We start from the raw sequence: 21217 nt of genomic DNA, 5'->3' as shown, positions 1-21217 counted from the left end.
AATGAACATCATCGACCGCCGTTTGAACCCACAAGGCAAAAGCCTGTCCAACCGCCGGCGCTTCATCCGGCGCGCCAAGCAGGAACTTGTGGAGGCTGTTCATAAGGCCACGTCCGAACGCAGCATCTCCGACCTTGGCGGAGACGAAAAACTCTGGGTCAGGACCAGCCGGCTCAAGGAACCGCAGATACGGCATTCGTCCGCCCACGGCCAGCGCCATTACGTTCTGCCCGGCAACAAGCAATATGAAGAAGGCGACCGGCTGAAACGCAGCACACCGCAAGCGGGCGCCGGCGGAAGGCAAGCCTCCGCTCACGGGGAAGGCGAGGACGGGTTTCAGTTCGTGCTCAGCCAGGACGAATTTCTCGACATATTCTTCGACGATCTCGAACTTCCCGACCTCCTGCGCAAGCAGATGAAGTCTTCTGAGAATTTTACGCCAATTCGTGCCGGTTATGCGATCAGCGGGTCGCTGCCCAATATGAATCTCACACGCACGATGCGCAACAGCCTGGCGCGCCGCATCGCGTTGAAACGGCCGCACCCCTCCAAGCTTGCCCTCTTCGAAGCAGAGATCGACCGGCTCGCGGAATTGGACGATCCCGAGAGCATCGAGAAACGCGCGGAGCTTTCCCGGCAACTCGCCTTCCACCGGCAGCGGAATCAGCGCATTCCCTTCATCGATCCGATCGATATCCGCTATAATCGGTTTGAGCTGGTTCCCCAGCCCGTGACCAGCGCCGTCATGTTCTGTCTGATGGATGTCTCCGGCTCGATGACGGAACATATGAAAGATCTGGCCAAACGCTTTTATAAGCTGCTCTACCTCTTCCTGCGCCGGCGCTACAAGGATGTCGATCTCGTCTTCATTCGCCACACCCATATGGCGCGTGAAGTCGATGAAGACACGTTCTTTTTCAGCACGGAGACCGGCGGCACGGTCGTCTCGACGGCCTTCGAGGAAATGCTCCGTGTCATGGGACAAAAATACAATTCGGACCAATGGAATATTTATGCCGCCCAGGCGTCCGACGGCGACAATGTTCCCAGCGACAATGCGAAAATCGTCAGCCTCCTGAAGGACAAGATCCTCCCTGCCTGCCAATATTTCGCGTATATCGAGGTTGGTCAGCCGGATGGCATGACGCAAATCACCGATCTTTGGCGGACCTACGATGCCCTCATACGCAGCGGAGAGCCGATCGCCGCCCGAAAGGTCAATGACAGGTCGCAGATCTTCCCGGTCTTCCGTGACCTTTTCACGCCGCTGAAAAAGGTGAAGTGAGGGGCGATGAATTACACAATCTCAGAAAGAGGCGCCAAAGACTGGAACTTCGAGAGTCTGAAGCGCATTTACCAAGAAATCAACGCAATCGCGGAAAAGGAGCTCGCCCTCGACCTTTATCCCAACCAGATAGAGATCATCACGTTTGAGCAGATGCTCGACGCCTATTCGTCGATCGGCATGCCGCTGATGTACCAGCATTGGTCGTTCGGCAAGAACTTTGCACGAGACGAGTTGCTCTATCGCCATGGGCTCCGCAACCTCGCCTATGAAATCGTGATCAACTCAAACCCCTGCATATCCTACCTCATGGAAGAGAATTCCATGACGATGCAAGCTTTGGTGATTGCGCACGCGGCCTTCGGCCATAATTATTTCTTCAAGAATAACAATTTGTTCAAGCAATGGACGGACGCCAACGGCATTCTGCCTTACCTCGAATTCGCCAAGAACTATATCGCCCTGTGCGAATCGCGTTACGGCGAAGCCGAGGTCGAACGCATTTTGGATGCTGCCCATGCGCTCATGCCGCAAGGCGTCAATCGCTACCCCAAGCGCAAGACCTTCAATCTTGGCGATGAGGAACGCAAGGCGCGCGAGCGTCTGGAAGAACAGGAGCGTTCATATAACGAGCTTTGGAAAACCGTGCCGTCTTCCGCCAAGGCCACGAGCGACCTTGGAAGCGTGAACGAGAGACGGCATCTGCTTGGCCTTCCCGAAGAAAATATCCTTTATTTTCTGGAAAAGAAATCCCCCGTCCTCAAGCCGTGGGAACGGGAAATCATCCGGATCGTGCGGCTGATCGCGCAATATTTCTATCCCCAGAAGCAAACCAAAATGATGAACGAAGGATGCGCGACATTCGTTCATTATTACATCATGAACCGGATGCACCAGCGCGGCCTGTTGACGGAAGGCGCGATGATCGAATTCCTCCAGAGCCATACGGCGGCGGTCTTTCAGCCGGACTTCGACCACCCCGGATATTATGGAATCAACCCTTATGCGTTCGGCTTTGGCTTGATGCAGGACATCAAGCGCGTCTGCGAAACGCCGACCGACGAAGACAGAGCCTGGAACCAGGAGATCGCCGGCTGCGGAGACTGGCTGGGCGTTCTGAAAGACGCCTGGGAAAACCATCGCGATGAGAGTTTCATCCGGCAATATCTAAGCCCTCACCTCATCCGCAAGATGAAATTTTTCAACCTTTACGACGATGGAAAATCAGATCTTTTGGTCAAGGCGATTCACAATGAACATGGCTACCGCATGATTCGCACCAACCTGGCCGACCAGTTCGATATCATTCAAAACGAACCCGAGATCGAAATCGTCGATGTCGATTTGAGCGGGGACCGCAAGCTGATCCTGCAGCATAAAATTTACAGCGGCCGCCTGATCGATGAGCATGATGTCAAAGATGTCCTCCGTCATCTGGCAAATCTCTGGGGCTATGAAGTGATCCTCTCCGAAGTCTCCGCCCAAACGGAAGCAACCGTGAAGCAATATTCCGTCGGGCCGGAGCGCTGACCCCGCCGCCAGTTCGGCCGGCCGCGGGATGGCATGTTGCCACACGTGACAATGCGGACCCGGCAGGGCCGCACCATTGCGTTAGACGGGTCTGCGGGCTTCCCTTTTATATGCCGGTCTTTTTGGGGGGATACCCGATCGACCGGATGGCGCCCCTTTCCCCCTTGTCGGCCACTGCCAAAACTTGTTAGCTACAAGCCGAATGTTAATCCGACATCTGTTTTATTTTGTGACTTTGGCGCGGGAGAAGCACTATGCGCGCGCCGCGGAGGTCTGCAACATCGCGCAGCCCACCCTTTCCTCGGCGATCCGCAAGCTCGAAGAGGATTTACAGGTCGTTCTGGTCATCCGCGGCCACCGCTTCATGGGGCTCACGCCGGACGGCGAAAAGGTGCTGCAATGGGGCCGCCGCATCCTTTCGGATTATGACAGCCTGCGTGAAGGGCTGAGCGGCTCACCATCCGGCCTATCCGGCACACTCGAACTCGGGGCGGTCCCCGGTTCCACGCCAGCTTTGCCTTTTCTCACGCAACTCTATGCATCACAGCACCCCAACGTTACCATCAATATCCGCTCGATGAGCGCGAAAGCCATTCAACAGGCGGTCGAGACGTTCGAGATCGATGCCGGCATTACTTATATTGATGACAAACGTCTCGAAAATGTCCGCCATATCCCTCTTTACCCGGAACGTTATATTTTCGTGACGCGCCGCGGCAGCAAATTCGCAGACCGGGGCACGATCACCTGGGCGGAAGCAGCTCAAGAGCGCCTCTGCCTGCTGAGTGAAACCATGCAAAACCGCCGTTTCATCGACGAAATCCTGGCGTCGCGCGGCACGCGGGTTAATCCTGTCGTTGTGAATGATACATTCCTGGGCGTCTACGCCCACACGGTTTTGGGCGACTGGTCGAGTATCGTTCCCCACGCGTTCCAGCTGATGCTCGGGGGCATTCCCGACCTTTGCGCTGTGCCGCTGGTCGAACCCGAAGCGACCCAAATGATGGGGCTCGTTTTGCCGAACCGTGAGCCATTGTCCCCGGTCGCCGGCACGCTGCTCTCGATCGCGACATCGGCCGATCTGAGTGCGCTTCTGGCTTAAGTAAGCAAGAAAGGCTACTTTTTGTGAACAAAAAGTAGCAAAAAAACTTTATGACTCTGGGCGGAGGGGCTGAAGGTTCCGGCGGTGCGTAGCACCGTTGGAATAGCCCCGGAGGGCATGGGCTGTGTCGCCGACAACGCCCATGGCCCAGCATAAACAAAAATTTTTGCGCCGCTTTTTTTAAAAAGCGGCCACTTACTTTCTTCTATCCAAGCGTCGGCATGATAAACTCGGCGCCCTTGCGAATGCCGGTCGGCCACCGCGAGGTGACGGTCTTGAGTTTGGTGAAAAAGCGCACCCCTTCGGGGCCATGCATATGATGGTCGCCGAACAGCGAGCGCTTCCAGCCGCCGAATGAATGGAACGCCATCGGCACGGGGATGGGTACGTTGACGCCGACCATGCCGATCTGAATTCGGTGCGCGAAATCCCGCGCGGCGTCGCCGTCCCGCGTGAAAATCGCCGTGCCGTTGCCATATTCATGGCTGTTGACCAGGCTGACAGCCTCGTCAAAAGAGTTCGCCCGCACGATCCCCAGAACCGGGCCGAAAATCTCTTCCTTATAGATCTTCATGTCCGGCGACACATGGTCGAGCAGACAGCCGCCGAGGAAATAGCCGCCCTCATAGCCCTGGGGCGCCTGGAAATTGCGGCCATCGACGAGCAGTTTCGCGCCCTCGCTCACGCCGATCTCGACATAATGGCGCACCTTGTCGAAATGCGCCTTGGTCACCAGCGGCCCCATTTCGGTCGCCGCGTCGCTTCCGGGCCCGATCTTCAAGGCTTCGATTCGGGGGATCAGCCGGCGGACCATCTCGTCCCCTGCCGATCCGACGGTAACGGCCACGGAAACCGCCATGCAGCGCTCACCGGCCGAACCATAAGCGGCGCCCATCAGTGCGTCCGCGGCCTGGTCCATGTCCGCGTCGGGCATGATGACCATGTGGTTCTTCGCACCCCCCAGCGCCTGCACGCGCTTGCCGTTCGCGGTGCCGGTTCGGTAAATATACTCCGCAATGGGCGTGGAGCCGACAAAGCTTACGGCTTTGATGTCCGGATTTTCCAGGATCGCGTCGACCGCTTCCTTGTCGCCGTGAACCACATTGAACACGCCGTCAGGAAGGCCCGCCTCCCGCAGCAACTCCGCCAGGCGCACCGATGCCGACGGGTCCCGTTCCGAGGGCTTCAGGATGAAGCAATTGCCGCACGCCAGAGCCACCGGGAGCATCCAGAGCGGCACCATGGCCGGAAAATTGAAGGGGGTAATGCCGGCCACCACGCCCAGAGGCTGCCTGACCGACCAGCTATCGACGCCCCTGCCCACCTCTTCCGTGAAATCGCCCTTCAGGAGCTGCGGGATACCACAGGCGAACTCAACCACTTCGAGCCCGCGCGTGATTTCTCCGTGCGCATCGCTGACGGTTTTTCCATGCTCGGCGGAGATGAGCACGGCAATCTCCTCGCTATGCCGCTCCAATAACCCGCGGAACTTGAACATGACCCGCGCCCGCCGCAGCGGCGTTTGCCCGGCCCAGCCCGGAAAGGCCGCCTGGGCGACCGCCACCACGTCCGCGACCTCTTTGGACGACGCCAACCCCACCCGCGCAGACACCTGGCCGGTCGCCGGATTGTACACATCGCCGAAGCGCCCGACGCCGACAACAGCTCTTCCCCCAATAAAATGCGGGATCGTTGTTAGTGTATCAGATGCTGGCGGCATATTCGCGGGTTCCCTTGCGTTTTCGATCTTTGGCGATTGTACGGAAGGAAACTTAGTCCAGATCCGACCGGAGGCAATCCCCCCTGCCAGGACCGCACGGCGCGCCGCTTCCCGGCCTTGCACTTGAAAATCTCCGCCGCGCGCGAACATAGCATCAGATCAATTTCAGGAGATTTCCGTGCGCGCAGTCGGCCACAAAGCCTGTCTTCCCATTCAGCACGCCGAGGCGTTGCTCGATTTCGAAACGCCGACCCCGGTTCCCGGCCCCCGGGACCTGCTCGTCGAAATCCGCGCCGTGTCGGTCAACCCCGTGGATACGAAAGTGCGCCAGGGCCTGATCCCGGCCACGGGAGACTGGCGGATTCTGGGATGGGATGCGGCGGGAATCGTGGTCGCAGCCGGCAGCGAGACCAGCCTGTTCAAGGTCGGGGATGAAGTGTTCTATTCCGGCGCACTCGGGCGCCCCGGCACGAACGCGCAATTCCACGCGGTGGATGAGCGCCTGGTCGGCGCCAAGCCGCGGTCTCTCACCTGGGCCGAAGCGGCGGCCCTGCCGCTGACTTCCGTGACGGCGTGGGAAGCCTTGTTCGACCGGCTCGACGTCAAAAAGCCTGTCGCCGGTCTCAAGCCCTCGATCCTGATCATCGGCGGCGCCGGCGGTGTCGGCTCTATCTCCATTCAGCTCGCCCGCCAGCTCACCGACCTGGAAATCATCGCCACCGCGTCACAGCCGGAAACGCAGGAATGGGTCCGCGCCCTGGGCGCTCATCATGTGCTGGACCACAGCAAACCGCTCGACCAGGAATTGGCCGCGCGCGGGCTTGCCGCCCCCGGTTTCGTGTTTTGCACCACCCATACGGACCGGCACCTCGCCGCGATCGTGGAACTGATCGCGCCTCAGGGCCGGCTCTGCCTCATCGATGATCCGGCGACGCTCGACATCATGCCGTTCAAGCTCAAGAGCATTTCCATCCACTGGGAGCTTATGTACACGCGCTCATTGTTCCAGACTCCGGACATGCAGGCGCAGCATACGATCCTGACGGAGGTGTCGCGGCTGGTCGATGCCGGGGCGATCCGCACCACGCTGAGCGAAACGCTCGGCACGATCAACGCCGCCAACCTGAAAAAGGCCCATGCGTTGCTTGAGGCCGGCCATACGAAGGGAAAACTGGTCCTGGAAGGCTTCTAAGCCCGGACGGCCGGGGCGCCGGGCGCCGCTTTTCTCGGCACCCTACATTGCCGGCATGTGTGGCAGACGATACATGCCGGCAATGTCTCATATTCACCTTCCCCTTTCCCACAGCCTTCTCTGGCCGAGCCTGCACGCGCTCTCGGCCCGTGAGTGGTTAATTCTTTGCTGCACGCTCCTGCTCGGGGGGCTGGTGAAAGGTGTGGTCAGCATCGGCGTGCCGTTGGTCGCCGTCCCTCTCCTCACCGGCATTCTGTCGGTCAAGCAGACGGTGCTCCTGCTCTCGATGCCGATCATCATCGGCAATATCCCGCAGGCGCTGGAGGGCGGGCAGAGCTGGAAGACGTTCCGGGAGATCGGCTTCCTGGTGATCGGCACGGTCCTTGGCATTGTGTTGGGCGTCAAAATCCTCCTCAGCATCCCGGGACATTTTGCAATGGGCCTGGCCGGCGTCATCCTCATCACCGCCTGCGTGGCGCTGCTGATCGCCCCGAAATTCAGCCTGCCAAAACGGACCGCCGGTCCCGTCGGCCTCATCGTCGGCTTCATCGGCGGCCTGATGGAAGGGATCTCCGCAATTCCCGGGCCGCTTCTGGCCACCTATCTCCTGGCCACGGGGACCACGGGCAAGGAGTTCACCAAGCAGATCGCCCAGGTTCTGATCATTTCCATCATCGCCCTGCTCCTCACGTTCGGGCAGTCGCGCCACGCCAATGAAGCCGATCTGCTGTTTTCGGCACTCGCCAGCATCCCCGTGGTGATCGGCATTCTCGCGGGCCGGCCGCTCCGGGACGCCTTGCCGCCGGGGATTTTCCGCGCTGTCGTGTTGATTTTCATTCTTGCCGCCGCCGCGCAAATGGTCGAGCGCTCCCATGTGCTGTCATAGCGCATGCCGCCGGCGGAAAGGGGCGTCACTTGCGGAGCCAAAACCAGATCGCCTAAACCTAGGCGCACCATGAAACAGTCGCGTCACCGCAGAGCTCAACCACAGCATCTTCGCGGTACGGCGGCCCGGCTGGGTCTCCGATATCGGGCGCCACGATGAGTCAAGACCGGGTTTCTTGATGGAAGAGGGCAACGAAACCTTGTTCGTCTGTGACTCGCCAACCGAGACCTGGCGGGAATGCCCGAGATGCGGCCTGTTTTCCGTCCTGCCGGACATGCGCCCGGGCCTGGTCGCGGAATGCCCGCGTTGTCATTATACATTGTGGCGGATGCGGAAAGTTCCGTTCGAGTTTTCCCTGGCCTGCGGTCTCGCCGGGCTGCTGTTTTACCTCTTTGCCCTGATGGCGCCATTCCTCAACATTTCGGTGTATGGGCGGTTTCAGCTGGCTTATCTCGCCACCGGCCCCTGGCGCCTCAGTCTGCAGAACTACGCGGATGTCGGGCTGCTCGTTCTGGCCGTCACCACCCTCTTCCCGGGGCTCAAACTCGGCATCATGCTGGTCACGCTGATCGGGCTGGAAACCAGATCCGTGCGGCCGCGCTGGCTCAAAACGATCTTTCGTTTCCACGAAGCGATCGCACCGTGGGCGATGATCGACGTCTATCTTCTCGGGTTTCTCGTGGCCTACACGCGGCTGACCGCCATCGCCGTCGTCCATCTCGAAACCGCCCTTTATCTTCTCATCGGTTTGATGGTCTCGATGGCCGCCGCCGATGCCGCTCTCGACAAGGAGGCAGTCTGGCGCGCCCTGGATGAGGCTGACAGCAAGCCGGGGGCGCCCACGCAAGCCGCCTTGGCTGGCGGGCACGCGGCGTTTGCCTATGTCGGCTGCCTTGCCTGTGGCATGGTGAATCATGCCCTGCCCGACACACGATGCCATCGCTGCCATTCCATCCTGCACCGCCGCAAACCCCACAGCGTCGGCCGCAGCTGGGCCCTGCTGATCGCCGCGGCACTCCTCTATATGCCCGCAAACCTGTATCCGGTGATGCAGATCACCCAGCTCGCGGCCGTCCATCCGTTCACCATCATGGCCGGCATCACGGAACTTCAGAGTTACGGTCTCTGGCCGCTGGCGCTCCTGGTCTTTTTCGCCAGCATCTGCATTCCGCTCGCCAAGCTGCTATCGCTGGCCTACATGCTCATCCAGACCCAGATCAGCAGCCGCCGCTTCATCGCCGGCCGGACAAGGGCATTCACCATCATCGAGTTCATCGGCCGCTGGTCGATGATCGATGTGTTCATGATCTCGATCCTCGCCGCGCTCGTGAATTTTGGCCAGATCGCCTATGTGCATGCCGAGCTTGGCGCGCCGTGCTTTGCCGCCGTCGTCATCCTGACGATGTTCGCCGTTTCGGTCTTCGACCCGCGTTTGATGTGGGACGCCGCAACGCCCCGGAGCGAGCGTGAACTGGAACCCGAATAATGCCTGTCGAGCCCCCCGCCCCCAGCAATGCCCCGCCGCCGGCGCCGCCGCCCGCGCATCTGCGCCGCCCGCGCTTTTCCTTCGTCTGGCTGGTGCCGCTCGTGGCTGCCATCATCGCCGCCTATCTGGGCTATCGCACGGTTCTCCAGGAAGGGCCGCTGTTAACAATCACCTTTACCAGCGGCGACGACATCATGGCCGGCCAGACGCAGGTCAAATACAAGGCCGTCGCCCTGGGCACCGTGGAGAGTGTGGACCTCAGTCACGACAACAGCCAGGTCGTGGTCCGGGTGCGCATGAACAATGTCGGCACGCGCTTCCTCAACGCCCATGCGCGCTTCTGGGTCGTACGCCCCAATTTTACCGCCGGCAATTTATCGGGCCTCTCCACACTCGTGTCCGGCGCCTATATCGCCGTCGATCCGGGCTTGCCCGGCGGCCAGTATCAGGACCATTTCACCGGTCTGGAAGGCCCGCCAGGTGTGCGCTCCGACGAGCCCGGCCAGACCTACCAGCTCAGGACCGGCACCATCGGATCGTTGGCGGCCGGTTCGCCCGTCTTCTACCGCGACATCATCGTCGGCGAAGTCCTGGGATACGATATCGGGAACGGTCTTGGCCCGGTCACGGTGAATATTTTTGTCCGCGCGCCCTTCGACCATCTGATTCGCCCGCAAAGCCGTTTCTGGAAATCATCCGGCATTACCGCCCAACTCCAGAATGGCGGCTTTCATATCGAATTTCAGTCTCTGCAAGCCATCATTTCGGGCGGCGTGACCTTCGATCTGCCGTTCAGCGGCGCGAACAGCGCGCCCAGCCCCAACAATACCGTGTTTCCCCTCTACAACACGTATGACGATGCTCAATCCGCCGGCTACCAGAATCAAATTCCGGTCATTGCTTATTTCACCAGCTCGGTCGCGGGCCTGGCGCGCGGCGCACCGGTCGACGTTCTGGGCATCCAGGTCGGCGTCGTCAAAAGCGTGAAGCTGATCATCGATCCTTACGCCGGCAAAGCAAAAGCCCGTGTTTTCATGAATATCCAGCCGGAACGCGTTCTGGAGCCCGGGCAATTCCCCAAGAATTTGCGTCCTGACCAGGTTCTGCAGAAGATGGTCAATCAAGGTCTGCGCGCGGAACTCGGCACCGTGAGCTATGTCACCGGCCAAAAGGACATCACGCTCGCCTGGATCGCCGGCGCCAAACCGGCTCCGCTTGCCAGGGAGGGCGATGCCCTGGTGCTTCCGAGCCAGTCCGGCGGACTCGATGACATCATCAATTCCGTGGCCGGCATCTCCAACAATCTCTCCAAAGTGGATTTCAACAAGCTCAGCTCCAATCTCAACAAGCTCGTGGTCACGGCCAACGGCACGCTGGGCAACCCGCAAATCAAGCAGAACCTGGCGGAGCTCAACAAGACGCTGCGCGCGGCCAACGAGACCTTGCAGACCATGACGCAAACCTACGGTGACGATTCGAATTTCCAACGCAACCTGAACCTGCTGATGAGCCAGGCGAACGATGCGCTGCGTTCCATAAGGCTGCTGGCCGACTACCTGAATCTACACCCTCAGGCCTTGCTGCTGGGGCGCGGCAACCCATGAGGACGCTCCGCAGCCTCGGCGTCTTCATGGCCGCCGCCCTCATGTCGGCCTGCAGCTCGGCGCCGGTGACAGCATACCGCCTGGCGAGCGAGCCCGGGCCGGTCGAGCAAACCGCGCCCCTGACGATCAGCGTCCGCCGCATCAGCATCCCGAGTTACCTTGATCAGGGCAGCATCCCCAGGCCGGTGAACCGCTACGTGGCCGGCTCGTTCCCCAACGCCATCTGGGCCGGCCCGTTCGCGGACACGCTGCAAACGACGATGGTCGAAGACCTGGCGCAGCGTTTGAAGAACGCCACGGTCATCGACAGCAACGGATCGATCGAAACGCCATCCGATCTGCAGATCGAAATCAACGTGTTGCGGTTTGATCCAACGGCCACGGGCGATGTCGAACTGACCGTGCAGGCGGCGCTGAACGCGGGCGCCGACCATCGCTTGCTCGGCCTGCAGACCATCAGGCGCACGCTCCCCGCCGGCGCCACCGCCTCCGACATCGTCGCCGCCATGAGCGCCTTGTGGGCGTCCGCCGCCGATCAGATCGCCGCCAGTGTGGTTTCAGCCCGCGCCACTTAAGAAGCCCTGGATACGCCCCCGATGCTCCGATGGCGTGTCCAGAGCGTCAGATTCTGGAGTATAAAATAAGGCATCGTGACGACAATATTCGGACATCGCATCGGTGCCGCCGCTCACATATTAGGCATAATTTCTGCTGTTTTTTGAATGGCCGACTCAAGCACAGAAAATTCTTGCGCATTGGCATTATTATTAAGATCTGTCTCAAAATAAATACCAACGTGAACATTATAAAGGCACTCCTTGCAACATTGCGACAAACTTGGCAGCATGAGCGCATAGCGAAAGCTCAGCGCCCTCGGCGCGATAATTTTGGGGTTTCAAGGCGTTTCATCAGGGAGTATCGGCTCATGCGGAATAAATTAGCTTACCTGGGACTGCTGGCCGGCGCGCTGGCGATTTTTGGCACGAACGTCGCCCAGGCTGACGAACTTCAGGACATCAAGTCCGCCGGCGTCCTGGTGGTGGGCGTCAAAGCCGACTATCCGCCGTTCGGTTTTCTGAGCCCGTCGGGCGCGAATATCGGCATCGAGCCCGATCTCGCCGCCAATCTGGCGCAGCGGCTCGGCGTGAAGGTGCAGTTCGTGCCTGTGGTGGCTGCCAACCGCATCCAGTTCCTGCAGCAGGGCAAGATCAACCTGCTGATCGCCACCATGAACGACACCCCGGAACGGGAAAAAATTGTCGACATCATCCACCCGAACTACTACGCGTCCGGTTATAACGTTCTGGCGCCCAAGAGCGTGAAGCTAACAAGCTGGGCCCAGCTGAAGGGCGTGCCGGTCTGCGCCATTCAGGGCTCGTTCTACAACAAGGATGTCGGCGAGAAATACGGCGCTGAACTGATCGCCTTCACCGGCGTCGCCGAAGCCCTGGCCGCCCTGCAGCAAGGCCGCTGCGATGCGTTCCTCTACGACAACACCGCGATCGAAGGCGAACTCACCGATCCGCTCTGGAAAGCCTATGACATGCCGCTGCCCACCCTCGGCGAGCAGCCCTGGGGCATGGCGGTGAAGAACGGCGAACCGGCGCTCGCCAGCTTCATTTCCCAGGCGAGCGAGGATTGGGCCAAGACCGGCTATATTCTCTCCCTGGAAACGAAGTATGGCATTCCGCACTCGGCCTACGCCGAGCAGCAGCATGACAAGTACAAAGCCTAAAGCCGCACGCACGAAGGAGGATTGACGCTGGGTCACGACTTAACCGCCTGGTTTTCGCATCTCAACGAGACCACCGGCGTCAACTTCACGATTGTCTACGATTCCTACGATCGCGCCCGGTTTCTGAACGGACTCTGGCTGACGCTCATGATTTCGGGCGTCACCATTGCCGGTTCGGTGCTGGTCGGGATCGTCGGCGCCTGGGGACAGATGTCACGGCTACGGTGGGTCCGCGGCATCGTCGCGTGCTATGTCGAGTTCTTCCGCAACACGCCCCCGCTCGTGCAAATGTATTTTTTCTATTTCGGGCTCAGCGCGCTGCTGCCCGGAACGCGAAACAGCCTCGGCTTCGAGAAACCCTTGATCAATGGTTTCACCTGGGCCTGCCTGTCGCTGATCTGTTTTGCCGGATCGTTCAATGTCGAGATTTTTCGCTCGGGCATCGAAGCGATTCCGAGCGCCACGACAGAGGCCGCCGAATCGCTCGGCTTCACGCGCCTCCAGACCTATGTCCACGTGATATTGCCGCTGGCGCTGCGCGTCTGCCTGCCGGCGCTCACCAACAATCTCGTCAATCTGGTCAAGACCACGACGCTCGCCTACGCCATCGCCGTGCCCGAGCTGCTCTATGTGTCGAACCAGATCTGGTCGGACAATGAGAATGTTCCCGAGATGATGCTGGTCTTGTTCGTCATCTATATCGCCCTGGTGGGCATCCTGGTGTTTGCGATGCACGCCTGGGAGCGCGCCTTGCGCCGGCCGGGGTTGGGCACATGAGTTCAAAATTTCCCGTCATCCTGCCTTTGGGCGCGCCCTTGCGGCGCCAGGCGGGCGGACTGCCGACATTGCGCCTGGCCCCCTGGCACGGCGTTGCGCTGGCTTCCATCATTCTCCTTTCATCGGCGGCCGCCAACGCCGCCACGGGCGGGCCGATACACGCCAGCGTCCTGGCCATCCTCGCCCGCTGGACACCACTGCTGCTGCGCGGCTTTGGCCTCAACATCCTCATCAGCTTCCTGTCCATGGCCATCGGCACGGTCCTCGGCGCGTTTCTCGGGCTTGGGCTGATCACCCCTTCCCGGCCGCTCCGCGGGGCGTCCTGGGCGATCACCCAGTTCTTCCGCAATGCGCCCTGGCTGGTTCTGCTCTTCTTCATGATTTTCCTGCTGCCGTTCCATATCCATGTCGGCACGGTGACCATCAACCTTCCGAGCTGGCTGAAAGCGGTGATCGGCCTGGCCCTGCCGGTGATGGCCAATGTCGCGGAGATCGTGCGCGGCGGCGTACGCTCGATTCACCCCGGCCAGTGGGAAGCCGCCGAATCGCTGGGCTTCACCCGGCGCCAGCAATTATGGCTGATCATCCTGCCGCAGAGCGTGAAGCGCATGCTGCCGCCCTGGATGAATCTTTACGCCATCCTCACCACCTCGACGACGCTCGCCTCGATCGTCGGCGTGAACGAAGTGGTGAGCCTGGCCGGCCAGGTTCTGGCCGCGGAAGGCAGCAAGCCCTATCTCCTGGCGCCGATCTACGCCTATGTGCTGCTGATGTTCTTCGTCTATACCTATCCCATCGCCTGGGCGACGCAACGCCTCGAACGCCGCTATCATGTACGGAACTGACATGGCCCCCCAACCGCTCGTCGTCATCGACAATCTGCACAAATCGTTCGGCCATGTCGAAGTCATCAAAGGCGTCAGCATGACGGTCGCCAAGGGCGAGGTCGCCTGCATCATCGGCCCGTCCGGATCCGGAAAATCGACCCTGATCCGTTGCGTGAACGCGCTGGTGCCGTTCGAGGTCGGGTCGATCAAGGTTCTGGGCATCGAAGTGAACGACCCCAAGCTCGACAAGCTGAAGCTGCGCAAACATGTCGGCATGGTCTTCCAGCAATATAATCTGTTCCCGCACCGCACCGCTCTGCAAAACGTGATGATGGCGCCGATCCAGGTGCTGAAGCGCCCCAAGAAGGAAGTGGAAGCGGAAGCCTACGCCTTGCTCAAGAAAGTCCGCCTCGAGGGCAAGGAACATTCCTATCCGGGCGAACTCTCCGGCGGGCAGCAGCAACGCGTCGCCATTGCACGCTCGCTCGCAATGAAGCCGGACCTTATGCTCTTCGACGAGGTGACTGCCGCACTCGACCCGGAAACGGTGGGTGAAGTGCTTCTCACCATCCGTCAGCTCGCCGAGGAAGGCATGACCTGCATCCTGGTGACCCACGAAATGGGCTTCGCCCGCGAGGTCGCCAACGAGGTGTACTTCACCGACAAAGGCGTGATCGTCGAACAAGGGCCGCCATCGGAGTTTTTCTCCGCCCCGCGCGATCCGCGGACCAAGGCGTTTCTCAGTCAGATTCTTTAAGGAAAGAAAAAGGAAGCGCTACTTTTTGTGAACAAAAAGTAGCAAAAAAACTTTGTTATGCTGGGCCTCAGGCTGCGTCAGCGCCAACGCCCATGGCCCAGCATAACAAAAGTTTTTGCGGCGCTTTTTTCAAAAAGCGCCCTCTTTCTTAAACCTTACTGCCGTCTTCCGCTCAACCTCATCGAGGCTCACGCCTGGCGCCAGTTCCTGCAGCGCCAACCCGCCCTTCATTTTGTCGCAGGCGAACACGGCAAGATCGGTAACGATCAAATCGACCACGCCGGCGCCGGTCAGCGGTAGGCGGCATTGTTCCACGATCTTGGCGCTGCCGTCTCGCGCGACATGTTCCATCACCACGATGATGCGCTTGACGCCGGCGACGAGATCCATCGCGCCGCCCATGCCTTTGACGAACTGCCCCGGCACGGACCAGTTCGCGATGTCGCCCTGGGCGGAGACTTCCATCGCACCCAGGACCGCCAGATCGATATGGCCGCCGCGAATCATGGAAAAGCTCTCGGCCGAGGAAAAGAAGGATGAGGTGGGGAGCGCGGAAATCGTCTGTTTCCCGGCATTGGTCAGATCGGCATCGACCTCGTCCGGGTAAGGAAACGGCCCCATCCCCAGCATGCCGTTTTCGCTCTGCAAGGTGACCTCGATATGGTCCGGAATGTAATTGGCAACCAGCGTTGGAATGCCGATCCCGAGATTGACATAGTCACCGTCTTTCAACTCCTGGGCCGCGCGCGCGGCCATTTGTTCGCGTGTCCAGGGCATGGTCAAAATCCCGTTGTTCCGTGTTCCTACCTGCTGGCAGAGGCAGGCAGCGATTTCAAGCCAGTCTTTGGCATGCCAAACCGTATGGGCTCGACCACTCCCCCCGCGAAAAATGCAGGCCGCCAGCGCTCTTATGAATTCCAATTAAAAAATCAATGAGAAAGCGGCATAGGTAAATGGAGTATATCACGCAGACCCAAGCCGATCATTTTTCAAATCCGAATGGGCAGCTCAAGAGGAGTGGAACATGGCCACCAATACGGGCGGAACACAAGGCGGCTCTCACGAACAGCATGTAAAAGCGGGCGCGCAGAGCCACAAGAATGCGGGGAATCCTCCGGGAAAATCGGCGACCAGCGGCACCAGCCGCGAAAAAACCGCCCCCGGCCAGCGCAGCCCCGCGGAACAACCGCAGGGTAAACCTGGGCATCAGGGCCCCAAAGGTTCCTGATCAGGAAGGCTTTAAGCAAGAGGCCGCTTTTTGAAAAAAGCGGCGCAAAAACTTTTCTTCACGCCGGGCCATGGGCTTTGTCCCCGATACAGCCCATGGCCCAGCATAAAAAAGTTTTTTTGCTACTTTTTGTTCACAAAAAGTAGTCCTTCCTTTTTTGGCCTTAATCCTCCGGCACGTTGTGCACCAGCTCAGCGAGCCACGCTGTGGCGTTGCCGTCAGACGGCGCGCGCCAGTCACCGCGCGGAGATAGCGCGCCGCCCGCGACCACCTTGGGGCCATTCGGCAAAGCGGAGCGCTTGAACTGGCTGAAGGCGAAAAAGCGCCGCAGGAAAAGCTCCAGCCATTTCCGGATTTCCCCGAGGCTGTATTGCGTGCGCCGCGCGGCGGGAAAATGCGCCGGCCACGCGCCGATCTGCGCGTCGCTCCAGGCGTGCATCGCCAGGAACGCGATTTTCGATGGCCTGAAACCGTAGCGCAGCGTGTAATACAAATTGAAATCCTGCAGCGCGTAAGGGCCGATTTTTGCTTCCGTGCTTTGCGGCGTCGCGCCCGCCGCGACCGGCACGAGTTCCGGCGAAATCTCCGTATCCAAAATCGCCTCAAGCGTTTCGCCGACCGCGTCGCCGAATTGACCGGAGCGCGCCACCCAGCGAATCAAATGCTGGATCAGCGTTTTCGGCACGCCGGCATTCACGGCGTAATGCGACATCTGGTCGCCGACGCCGTAAGTGCACCAGCCGAGCGCGAGTTCGGAAAGATCCCCGGTGCCGATGACGAAGGCGTTGTTCTGGTTGGCGAGACGGAACAGATAATCGGTCCGCAGCCCCGCCTGCACATTCTCGAATGTGATGTCGTAAACCGGCTTTCCCTCGCCGAACGGATGGCCGAGATCGGCCAGCATCTGCCGCGCGGCGGGGCGGATATCGAGTTCGTGCGCGTTGGTGCCAAGGCTCGTCATCAGGCGCCAGGCATTGGCCTTGGTGTCGTCACCCGTGGCGAAGCCGGGCATGGTGTAGGTAAGAATATTGTGCCGCGGCAGGCCCAGCCGGTCCATCGCCCTTGCCGCGACGATCAAGGCATGGGTGGAATCGAGGCCGCCGGAAATGCCCAGCACGACATGTTTGAGCCCGGTCGCGCGGAGCCTTTGCACCAGCCCGGAAACCTGGATGTTGTACGCCTCGTAGCAATCCTGCTCGAGCCGCGCGGGATCGGAGGGCACGAAGGGAAAGCGCTCGACGCGCCGTTCCAGCCCCAAATTGTCGCCGGGCGGGGCGAGCCGGAAGGCGATGGTGCGGAATCCATCCGTCGCCACGCCATGGGTACGCCGGTTATCGTCGAACGTGCCCATCCGCATCCGTTCCTGGCGGAGCAGGTCCAGGTCGATATCGGCGATGACCGTCTGGCCCGTTTCCGGAAAACGTTCCGCCTCAGCCAGGCAGACGCCGTTTTCATAGATCATCACCTGGCCGTCCCAGGAAACCTCGGTCGTGCTCTCCCCGGCCCCGGCCGCGGCATAGATGTAGGCCGCCAGGCATCGCGTGGAGGCCGATTGCACCAGCAACCGCCGGCTCTCGGCGCGGCCGATCGTGATCGGGCTGCCCGAAAGATTGGCGAGAATGCTCGCCCCCGCCAGGGCGGCAAGTGCGCTCGGCGGCACCGGGACCCAGAAATCCTCGCAGATCTCCACATGCAGCGCGAAGCCACGCACATCCTCGGCGGCAAAAATCAGGTTGTTGCCGAACGGAGCGACCTGGCCGGCAATGGCGATCTCCCCCCGCAGCGCGTCACCCGCGGCAATCTGCCTTCCTTCGTAGAACTCGCGGTACGTGGGCAGATAGGATTTCGGAACCACCCCGAGCACGCGCCCGCGATGGAGGACGAGCGCCGTGTTGTACAGCCTTCCGGCATGGCGCAGCGGCGCGCCCACCACCAGAACGGGCAGCAGATCTTTCGAGGCTTCCGCTAAGCGAATGACGGCCTGGTCCACCGCGTCCAGAACCGCGTCCTGAAGCAGAAGATCCTCGATCGAATAGCCGGACAAGGTCAGTTCCGGGAACACCGCCACCGCCACGCCGTTTTGGTGGCAGTCCCGCGCGGCCAGCAGCACGGCTTCAGCGTTGCGGGCCGGGTCCGCCAGCGCCGTCTCGATGGTGCAGGCGGCCACGCGGGCGAACCCCTGGGCGTAGAGGGAATAAAATTTCATACCCAAACTATGGCACCAATGATGGGCCGAAAAAAGCGCGGCGGGTCGGAGAGAAGAAAGCGGCCGCTTTTTGAAAAAAGCGGCACCAAAAACTTCTTTTATGCTGGGCCAGGGGCAATGTCGCTGACAACGCCCAAGCCCCAGCATAATAAAGTTTTTTTGCTACTTTTTGTTCACAAAAAGTAGCCTTTCTTCGTTGCTGCTTACTGCGGCGCGGTCTTTTCCATGAGCTTGGCCACCATCATCTGGCGCACCGGCGGCAGGCGCGCCCCGATGCGCAGCACCGCACCGCGCAGCAGGCGCGCGGGCAGGCTGTCATCGGTGTAAAGCCGGGCCGTGGCGTTGGTGGCCAGATAGAGCGGCTGCGTCGCCAACCGATGGGCGCGCTCGTAACGCTGCAGCAAAGAAGGCGCGCCGATATCGCTTTTTCTCGCCGCGGCCCCGGCAACCAGCCCCGCCAGACCGTGCTGGCCGCGCAGGCCGAAATTGAAGCCATGCGCGGTGACCGGATGCATGCCGACCGCCGCATCGCCGACCAGCGCGAAACGCGGTGCGACAAAGCGCCGGGCATAGACCGAGACCAACGGATAGATATGGCGCGAACTGACAGGGCGCATCGCCCCGAGGCGGCCCTGGTAACGGCTGGTGATCTCGGCGCCGAAGGCGGCGTCATCCAGAGCCCGCAGCCGTTCGATCTCGCGCGCCGGCAAGGTCAGCACCAGCGATGAGAGATGCGGGCAGTCCGGCGTGCCGTTCAGCGGCAGCATGGCGATGGTCTGGCCGTAGCCGAACCATTCGGTCGCGACCGCATGGTGCGGCGCCTCATGCGCCATGCGGCACACCAGCATGCTCGCCCCGAAATCCTGCATGGCGGCGCCGATGCCGACGCGCCGGCGCATCTCGGAAAACCGCGTGTCGGCGGCGACGATCAAACGCGCGCTCAGGCTGGCGCCGCCGGCCAAGGTCAGCGTCGCATGCCCGGCGCCGACCGTAATCCCGGTCGCCATGCTGTCGGCGAACAGGCGGATATTGGGTTTGCCTTGCGCGGCCTCATAAAGCGCGCGGCGGATGTGATGATTCGCGACCAACTGGCCGAGCCGTTCATTTTGGTCGCCGCCCGGGCTGAGGCTCAGCGCGTGGCCGCCCGCCCCATTGAGCACGCGGGCCTCGCGCAGCGGTGCGATCGCCTCGTCCGGGATGCGCTCCCAGGCGCCCAGCCCGCGTAGAATTTCGACGGAGAAATGGGTCAAAGCGATCTCGCGGCCGTCAAACTCCGGCGCCGCGAGCGCCGCCTCGGACTGGCGCTCGACCAAGGCGACGGCGAGCCCCTGCGCCGCGAGCGAGCCGGCAAGGCTGAGCCCGGCCGGGCCGGCCCCAATGACAATGACGTCGAAATCCGCGACCGTCCCACTCATGCTTCGCGCTCCCTCCGCACCCCTGCAGGTGCGGTCTTCTGCGGGCGCGGGGGCGGCTTGTCCAGATCCGGCCGAGACCCGGTTGTTAGCGCTGCCCGCCTCGTCGGAAGGAACGGCCAAGGCCTGCTCAAATTGCTGGGTCAGTAAGCGAAGGAAAGGAAGCGCTACTTTTTGTGAACAAAAAGTAGCAAAAAAACTTTGATTTATGCTGGGCCATGGGCGGTGGCCGCGATACAGCCTCAGACCCAGCATAAAAGAAGTTTTTGCGCCGCTTTTTTCAAAAAGCGGCCACATACTTGCCTTAGGCCGAAATGACGACTTTCAAAGCCTGCGTCGCGGCCGCCCGGCCGAACGTGTCGTAGGCTTCGAGCATCTGGTCGAGCCGGAACCGGTGCGTGATCAGCCGTGCGGGATCGAGCTTTTTGGCCTGCACGGTCCTGAGCAGCATCGGCGTCGTCACAGTGTCGACCAGCCGCGTGGTGATCGCGATGTTCTGGGACCATAGGCGTTCGAGATGGAGATCGGCCTTGTGCCCATGGACGCCGATATTGGCAATGACTCCGCCCGGCGCGACCAGGTCCTGGCAGAGCTCGAACGTGGCCGGAATGCCCACCGCCTCAATGGCCGCATCCACGCCGCGCCCGCCGGTCAGCGCCTTCACGCTCTCCGCCGCTTTCCCGTCCGCGCTGTTGATAGTGTGCGTGGCGCCGAATTGCCGCGCGATGCCGAGCCGGTTGTCGTCCAGATCGATCATGATGATCTCCGCCGGCGCGTAGAATTGGGCGGTGAGCAGGGCGGCGAGGCCGATCGGCCCGGCGCCGACGATGGCCACACTCGCCCCCGGAGCCACTTTGCCGTTCAGGACCCCGCATTCGAACCCGGTCGGCAGGATATCGCTCAGCATCACCAAAGCTTCCTCGTCGGCGCCTTCCGGGATCGGGTAAAGGCTGGTGTCGGCATGCGGCGTGCGGACATATTCGGCCTGGGTGCCGTCGATCTCGTTGCCGAGGATCCAGCCGCCGCTCGTGCAATGGGAATACATGCCGCGGCGGCAATAATCGCATTTGCCGCAGGACGAGATGCAGGAGATGAGAACGCGGTCCCCCGGCCGGAACGTGGTGACCCCCGCGCCGACGGCGTCGATGACGCCGACGCCTTCATGGCCGAGGATGCGGCCCGGCGCGCAGCTCGGCACGTCGCCCTTGAGGATGTGCAGATCGGTGCCGCAGATGGTCGTTTTGACGATCTTCACCACCGCATCGCCAGGCGCCTGGATCTGCGGCTTGGGGCGGTCTTCAAGACCTTTGAGGCCAGGTCCACGATAGACGAGCGCTTTCATGAGATCCCCCTTTTTCCGTTGGTTGCCTTGGCATGTCGGCAACAATCGAAAGCAAAGGAAGAGGAAGGTTACTTTTTGTGAACAAAAAGTAGCAAAAAAACTTTGTTTACTTTGGGCCGTGCTGGTTT

Annotated in this window: 17 protein-coding genes; 12 read left to right on the top strand and 5 right to left on the bottom strand. The window is 60.9% G+C overall.

All coding sequences use genetic code 11. The annotated features are described in order from the left end of the window. Position 1 precedes the first annotated feature (1 nt). The 3 genes from VNC39_RS10455 to VNC39_RS10445 all read left to right on the top strand — a co-directional run bounded on the left by VNC39_RS10455 (position 2) and on the right by VNC39_RS10445 (position 3917). Entirely contained in the window at positions 2-1285 is a 1284-nt protein-coding gene (locus VNC39_RS10455; protein WP_325398891.1) for a YeaH/YhbH family protein, read from the top strand. A gap of 6 nt (positions 1286-1291) precedes the next feature. Next, complete coding sequence (locus VNC39_RS10450; RefSeq protein WP_325398889.1) at positions 1292-2815, top strand: SpoVR family protein; 1524 nt, start codon at positions 1292-1294, stop codon at positions 2813-2815. Positions 2816-2999: 184 nt separating this feature from the next. Further along, on the top strand, positions 3000-3917 hold the full coding sequence (locus VNC39_RS10445) for a LysR family transcriptional regulator (RefSeq protein ID WP_325398887.1): 918 nt from the start codon (positions 3000-3002) through the stop codon (positions 3915-3917). A 205-nt stretch (positions 3918-4122) separates the two neighbouring features. Here the strand turns inward: VNC39_RS10445 and VNC39_RS10440 are convergent, their stop codons facing one another. Beyond that, positions 4123-5637, bottom strand: a complete 1515-nt coding sequence (locus VNC39_RS10440) for a CoA-acylating methylmalonate-semialdehyde dehydrogenase (RefSeq protein WP_325398885.1) — start codon at positions 5635-5637, stop codon at positions 4123-4125. A 178-nt stretch (positions 5638-5815) separates the two neighbouring features. Here VNC39_RS10440 and VNC39_RS10435 point away from each other — a divergent pair, with 178 nt between their 5' ends. From VNC39_RS10435 to VNC39_RS10395, 9 genes are all read left to right on the top strand, one after another. Continuing rightward, positions 5816-6829 carry a zinc-binding alcohol dehydrogenase family protein gene (locus VNC39_RS10435; RefSeq protein ID WP_325398883.1) on the top strand — a complete coding sequence of 338 codons (1014 nt, stop codon included), beginning with the start codon at positions 5816-5818 and terminating at the stop codon, positions 6827-6829. A gap of 73 nt (positions 6830-6902) precedes the next feature. Then, positions 6903-7715 (top strand): sulfite exporter TauE/SafE family protein, encoded by an 813-nt coding sequence (locus VNC39_RS10430; RefSeq protein WP_325398881.1) that lies wholly within the window; start codon positions 6903-6905, stop codon positions 7713-7715. A 178-nt stretch (positions 7716-7893) separates the two neighbouring features. Continuing rightward, positions 7894-9201, top strand: a complete 1308-nt coding sequence (locus tag VNC39_RS10425) for a paraquat-inducible protein A (RefSeq protein WP_325398879.1) — start codon at positions 7894-7896, stop codon at positions 9199-9201. Then, positions 9201-10805, top strand: a complete 1605-nt coding sequence (locus VNC39_RS10420) for an intermembrane transport protein PqiB (protein WP_325398877.1) — start codon at positions 9201-9203, stop codon at positions 10803-10805. Before VNC39_RS10425 ends, VNC39_RS10420 begins: the two co-directional genes overlap by 1 nt. After that, entirely contained in the window at positions 10802-11380 is a 579-nt protein-coding gene (locus tag VNC39_RS10415; RefSeq protein WP_325398875.1) for a PqiC family protein, read from the top strand. The genes VNC39_RS10420 and VNC39_RS10415 overlap by 4 nt, the downstream gene beginning before the upstream one ends. A 350-nt stretch (positions 11381-11730) precedes the next feature. Beyond that, positions 11731-12540, top strand: a complete 810-nt coding sequence (locus VNC39_RS10410; RefSeq protein ID WP_325398873.1) for a transporter substrate-binding domain-containing protein — start codon at positions 11731-11733, stop codon at positions 12538-12540. A 21-nt stretch (positions 12541-12561) separates the two neighbouring features. After that, positions 12562-13317 (top strand): amino acid ABC transporter permease, encoded by a 756-nt coding sequence (locus tag VNC39_RS10405; RefSeq protein ID WP_325398871.1) that lies wholly within the window; start codon positions 12562-12564, stop codon positions 13315-13317. Beyond that, on the top strand, positions 13314-14162 hold the full coding sequence (locus VNC39_RS10400) for an amino acid ABC transporter permease (RefSeq protein ID WP_325398869.1): 849 nt from the start codon (positions 13314-13316) through the stop codon (positions 14160-14162). The genes VNC39_RS10405 and VNC39_RS10400 overlap by 4 nt, the downstream gene beginning before the upstream one ends. Position 14163: 1 nt before the next feature. Beyond that, entirely contained in the window at positions 14164-14901 is a 738-nt protein-coding gene (locus VNC39_RS10395) for an amino acid ABC transporter ATP-binding protein (RefSeq protein ID WP_325398867.1), read from the top strand. A 129-nt stretch (positions 14902-15030) separates the two neighbouring features. Here the strand turns inward: VNC39_RS10395 and VNC39_RS10390 are convergent, their stop codons facing one another. The 4 genes from VNC39_RS10390 to VNC39_RS10375 all read right to left on the bottom strand — a co-directional run bounded on the left by VNC39_RS10390 (position 15031) and on the right by VNC39_RS10375 (position 21089). Continuing rightward, complete coding sequence (locus tag VNC39_RS10390; protein ID WP_325398865.1) at positions 15031-15678, bottom strand: 3-oxoacid CoA-transferase subunit B; 648 nt, start codon at positions 15676-15678, stop codon at positions 15031-15033. A gap of 614 nt (positions 15679-16292) precedes the next feature. Then, positions 16293-18335, bottom strand: coding sequence for an NAD(+) synthase (locus VNC39_RS10385; RefSeq protein ID WP_325398863.1), 2043 nt, complete (start codon positions 18333-18335; stop codon positions 16293-16295). Between the two features lie 203 nt (positions 18336-18538). Then, positions 18539-19750 (bottom strand): 5-demethoxyubiquinol-8 5-hydroxylase UbiM, encoded by a 1212-nt coding sequence (gene ubiM, locus VNC39_RS10380; protein ID WP_325398861.1) that lies wholly within the window; start codon positions 19748-19750, stop codon positions 18539-18541. Between the two features lie 301 nt (positions 19751-20051). Beyond that, entirely contained in the window at positions 20052-21089 is a 1038-nt protein-coding gene (locus VNC39_RS10375) for a zinc-dependent alcohol dehydrogenase family protein (protein ID WP_325398859.1), read from the bottom strand. Positions 21090-21217: the final 128 nt, after the last annotated feature.

Origin of the sequence: Acidocella sp., assembly GCF_035535915.1 — a bacterium.
Lineage (GTDB): Bacteria > Pseudomonadota > Alphaproteobacteria > Acetobacterales > Acetobacteraceae > Acidocella.
The sequence above is the reverse complement of the archived record's forward strand: the minus strand, read 5'-3'. Positions and strand labels throughout refer to the sequence as shown.

Excerpts from the sequence above, each read along its gene's own strand:
- VNC39_RS10390 (WP_325398865.1), bottom strand. The coding sequence starts at position 15,678 with ATGCCCTGGACACGCGAACAAATGGCCGCGCGCGCGGCCCAGGAGTTG.
- VNC39_RS10430 (WP_325398881.1), top strand. The coding sequence starts at position 6,903 with ATGCCGGCAATGTCTCATATTCACCTTCCCCTTTCCCACAGCCTTCTC.
- ubiM (WP_325398861.1), bottom strand. The coding sequence starts at position 19,750 with ATGAGTGGGACGGTCGCGGATTTCGACGTCATTGTCATTGGGGCCGGC.
- VNC39_RS10385 (WP_325398863.1), bottom strand. The coding sequence starts at position 18,335 with ATGAAATTTTATTCCCTCTACGCCCAGGGGTTCGCCCGCGTGGCCGCC.
- VNC39_RS10455 (WP_325398891.1), top strand. The coding sequence starts at position 2 with ATGAACATCATCGACCGCCGTTTGAACCCACAAGGCAAAAGCCTGTCC.
- VNC39_RS10450 (WP_325398889.1), top strand. The coding sequence starts at position 1,292 with ATGAATTACACAATCTCAGAAAGAGGCGCCAAAGACTGGAACTTCGAG.
- VNC39_RS10395 (WP_325398867.1), top strand. The coding sequence starts at position 14,164 with ATGGCCCCCCAACCGCTCGTCGTCATCGACAATCTGCACAAATCGTTC.
- VNC39_RS10410 (WP_325398873.1), top strand. The coding sequence starts at position 11,731 with ATGCGGAATAAATTAGCTTACCTGGGACTGCTGGCCGGCGCGCTGGCG.
- VNC39_RS10425 (WP_325398879.1), top strand. The coding sequence starts at position 7,894 with ATGGAAGAGGGCAACGAAACCTTGTTCGTCTGTGACTCGCCAACCGAG.
- VNC39_RS10440 (WP_325398885.1), bottom strand. The coding sequence starts at position 5,637 with ATGCCGCCAGCATCTGATACACTAACAACGATCCCGCATTTTATTGGG.
- VNC39_RS10415 (WP_325398875.1), top strand. The coding sequence starts at position 10,802 with ATGAGGACGCTCCGCAGCCTCGGCGTCTTCATGGCCGCCGCCCTCATG.
- VNC39_RS10375 (WP_325398859.1), bottom strand. The coding sequence starts at position 21,089 with ATGAAAGCGCTCGTCTATCGTGGACCTGGCCTCAAAGGTCTTGAAGAC.
- VNC39_RS10400 (WP_325398869.1), top strand. The coding sequence starts at position 13,314 with ATGAGTTCAAAATTTCCCGTCATCCTGCCTTTGGGCGCGCCCTTGCGG.
- VNC39_RS10420 (WP_325398877.1), top strand. The coding sequence starts at position 9,201 with ATGCCTGTCGAGCCCCCCGCCCCCAGCAATGCCCCGCCGCCGGCGCCG.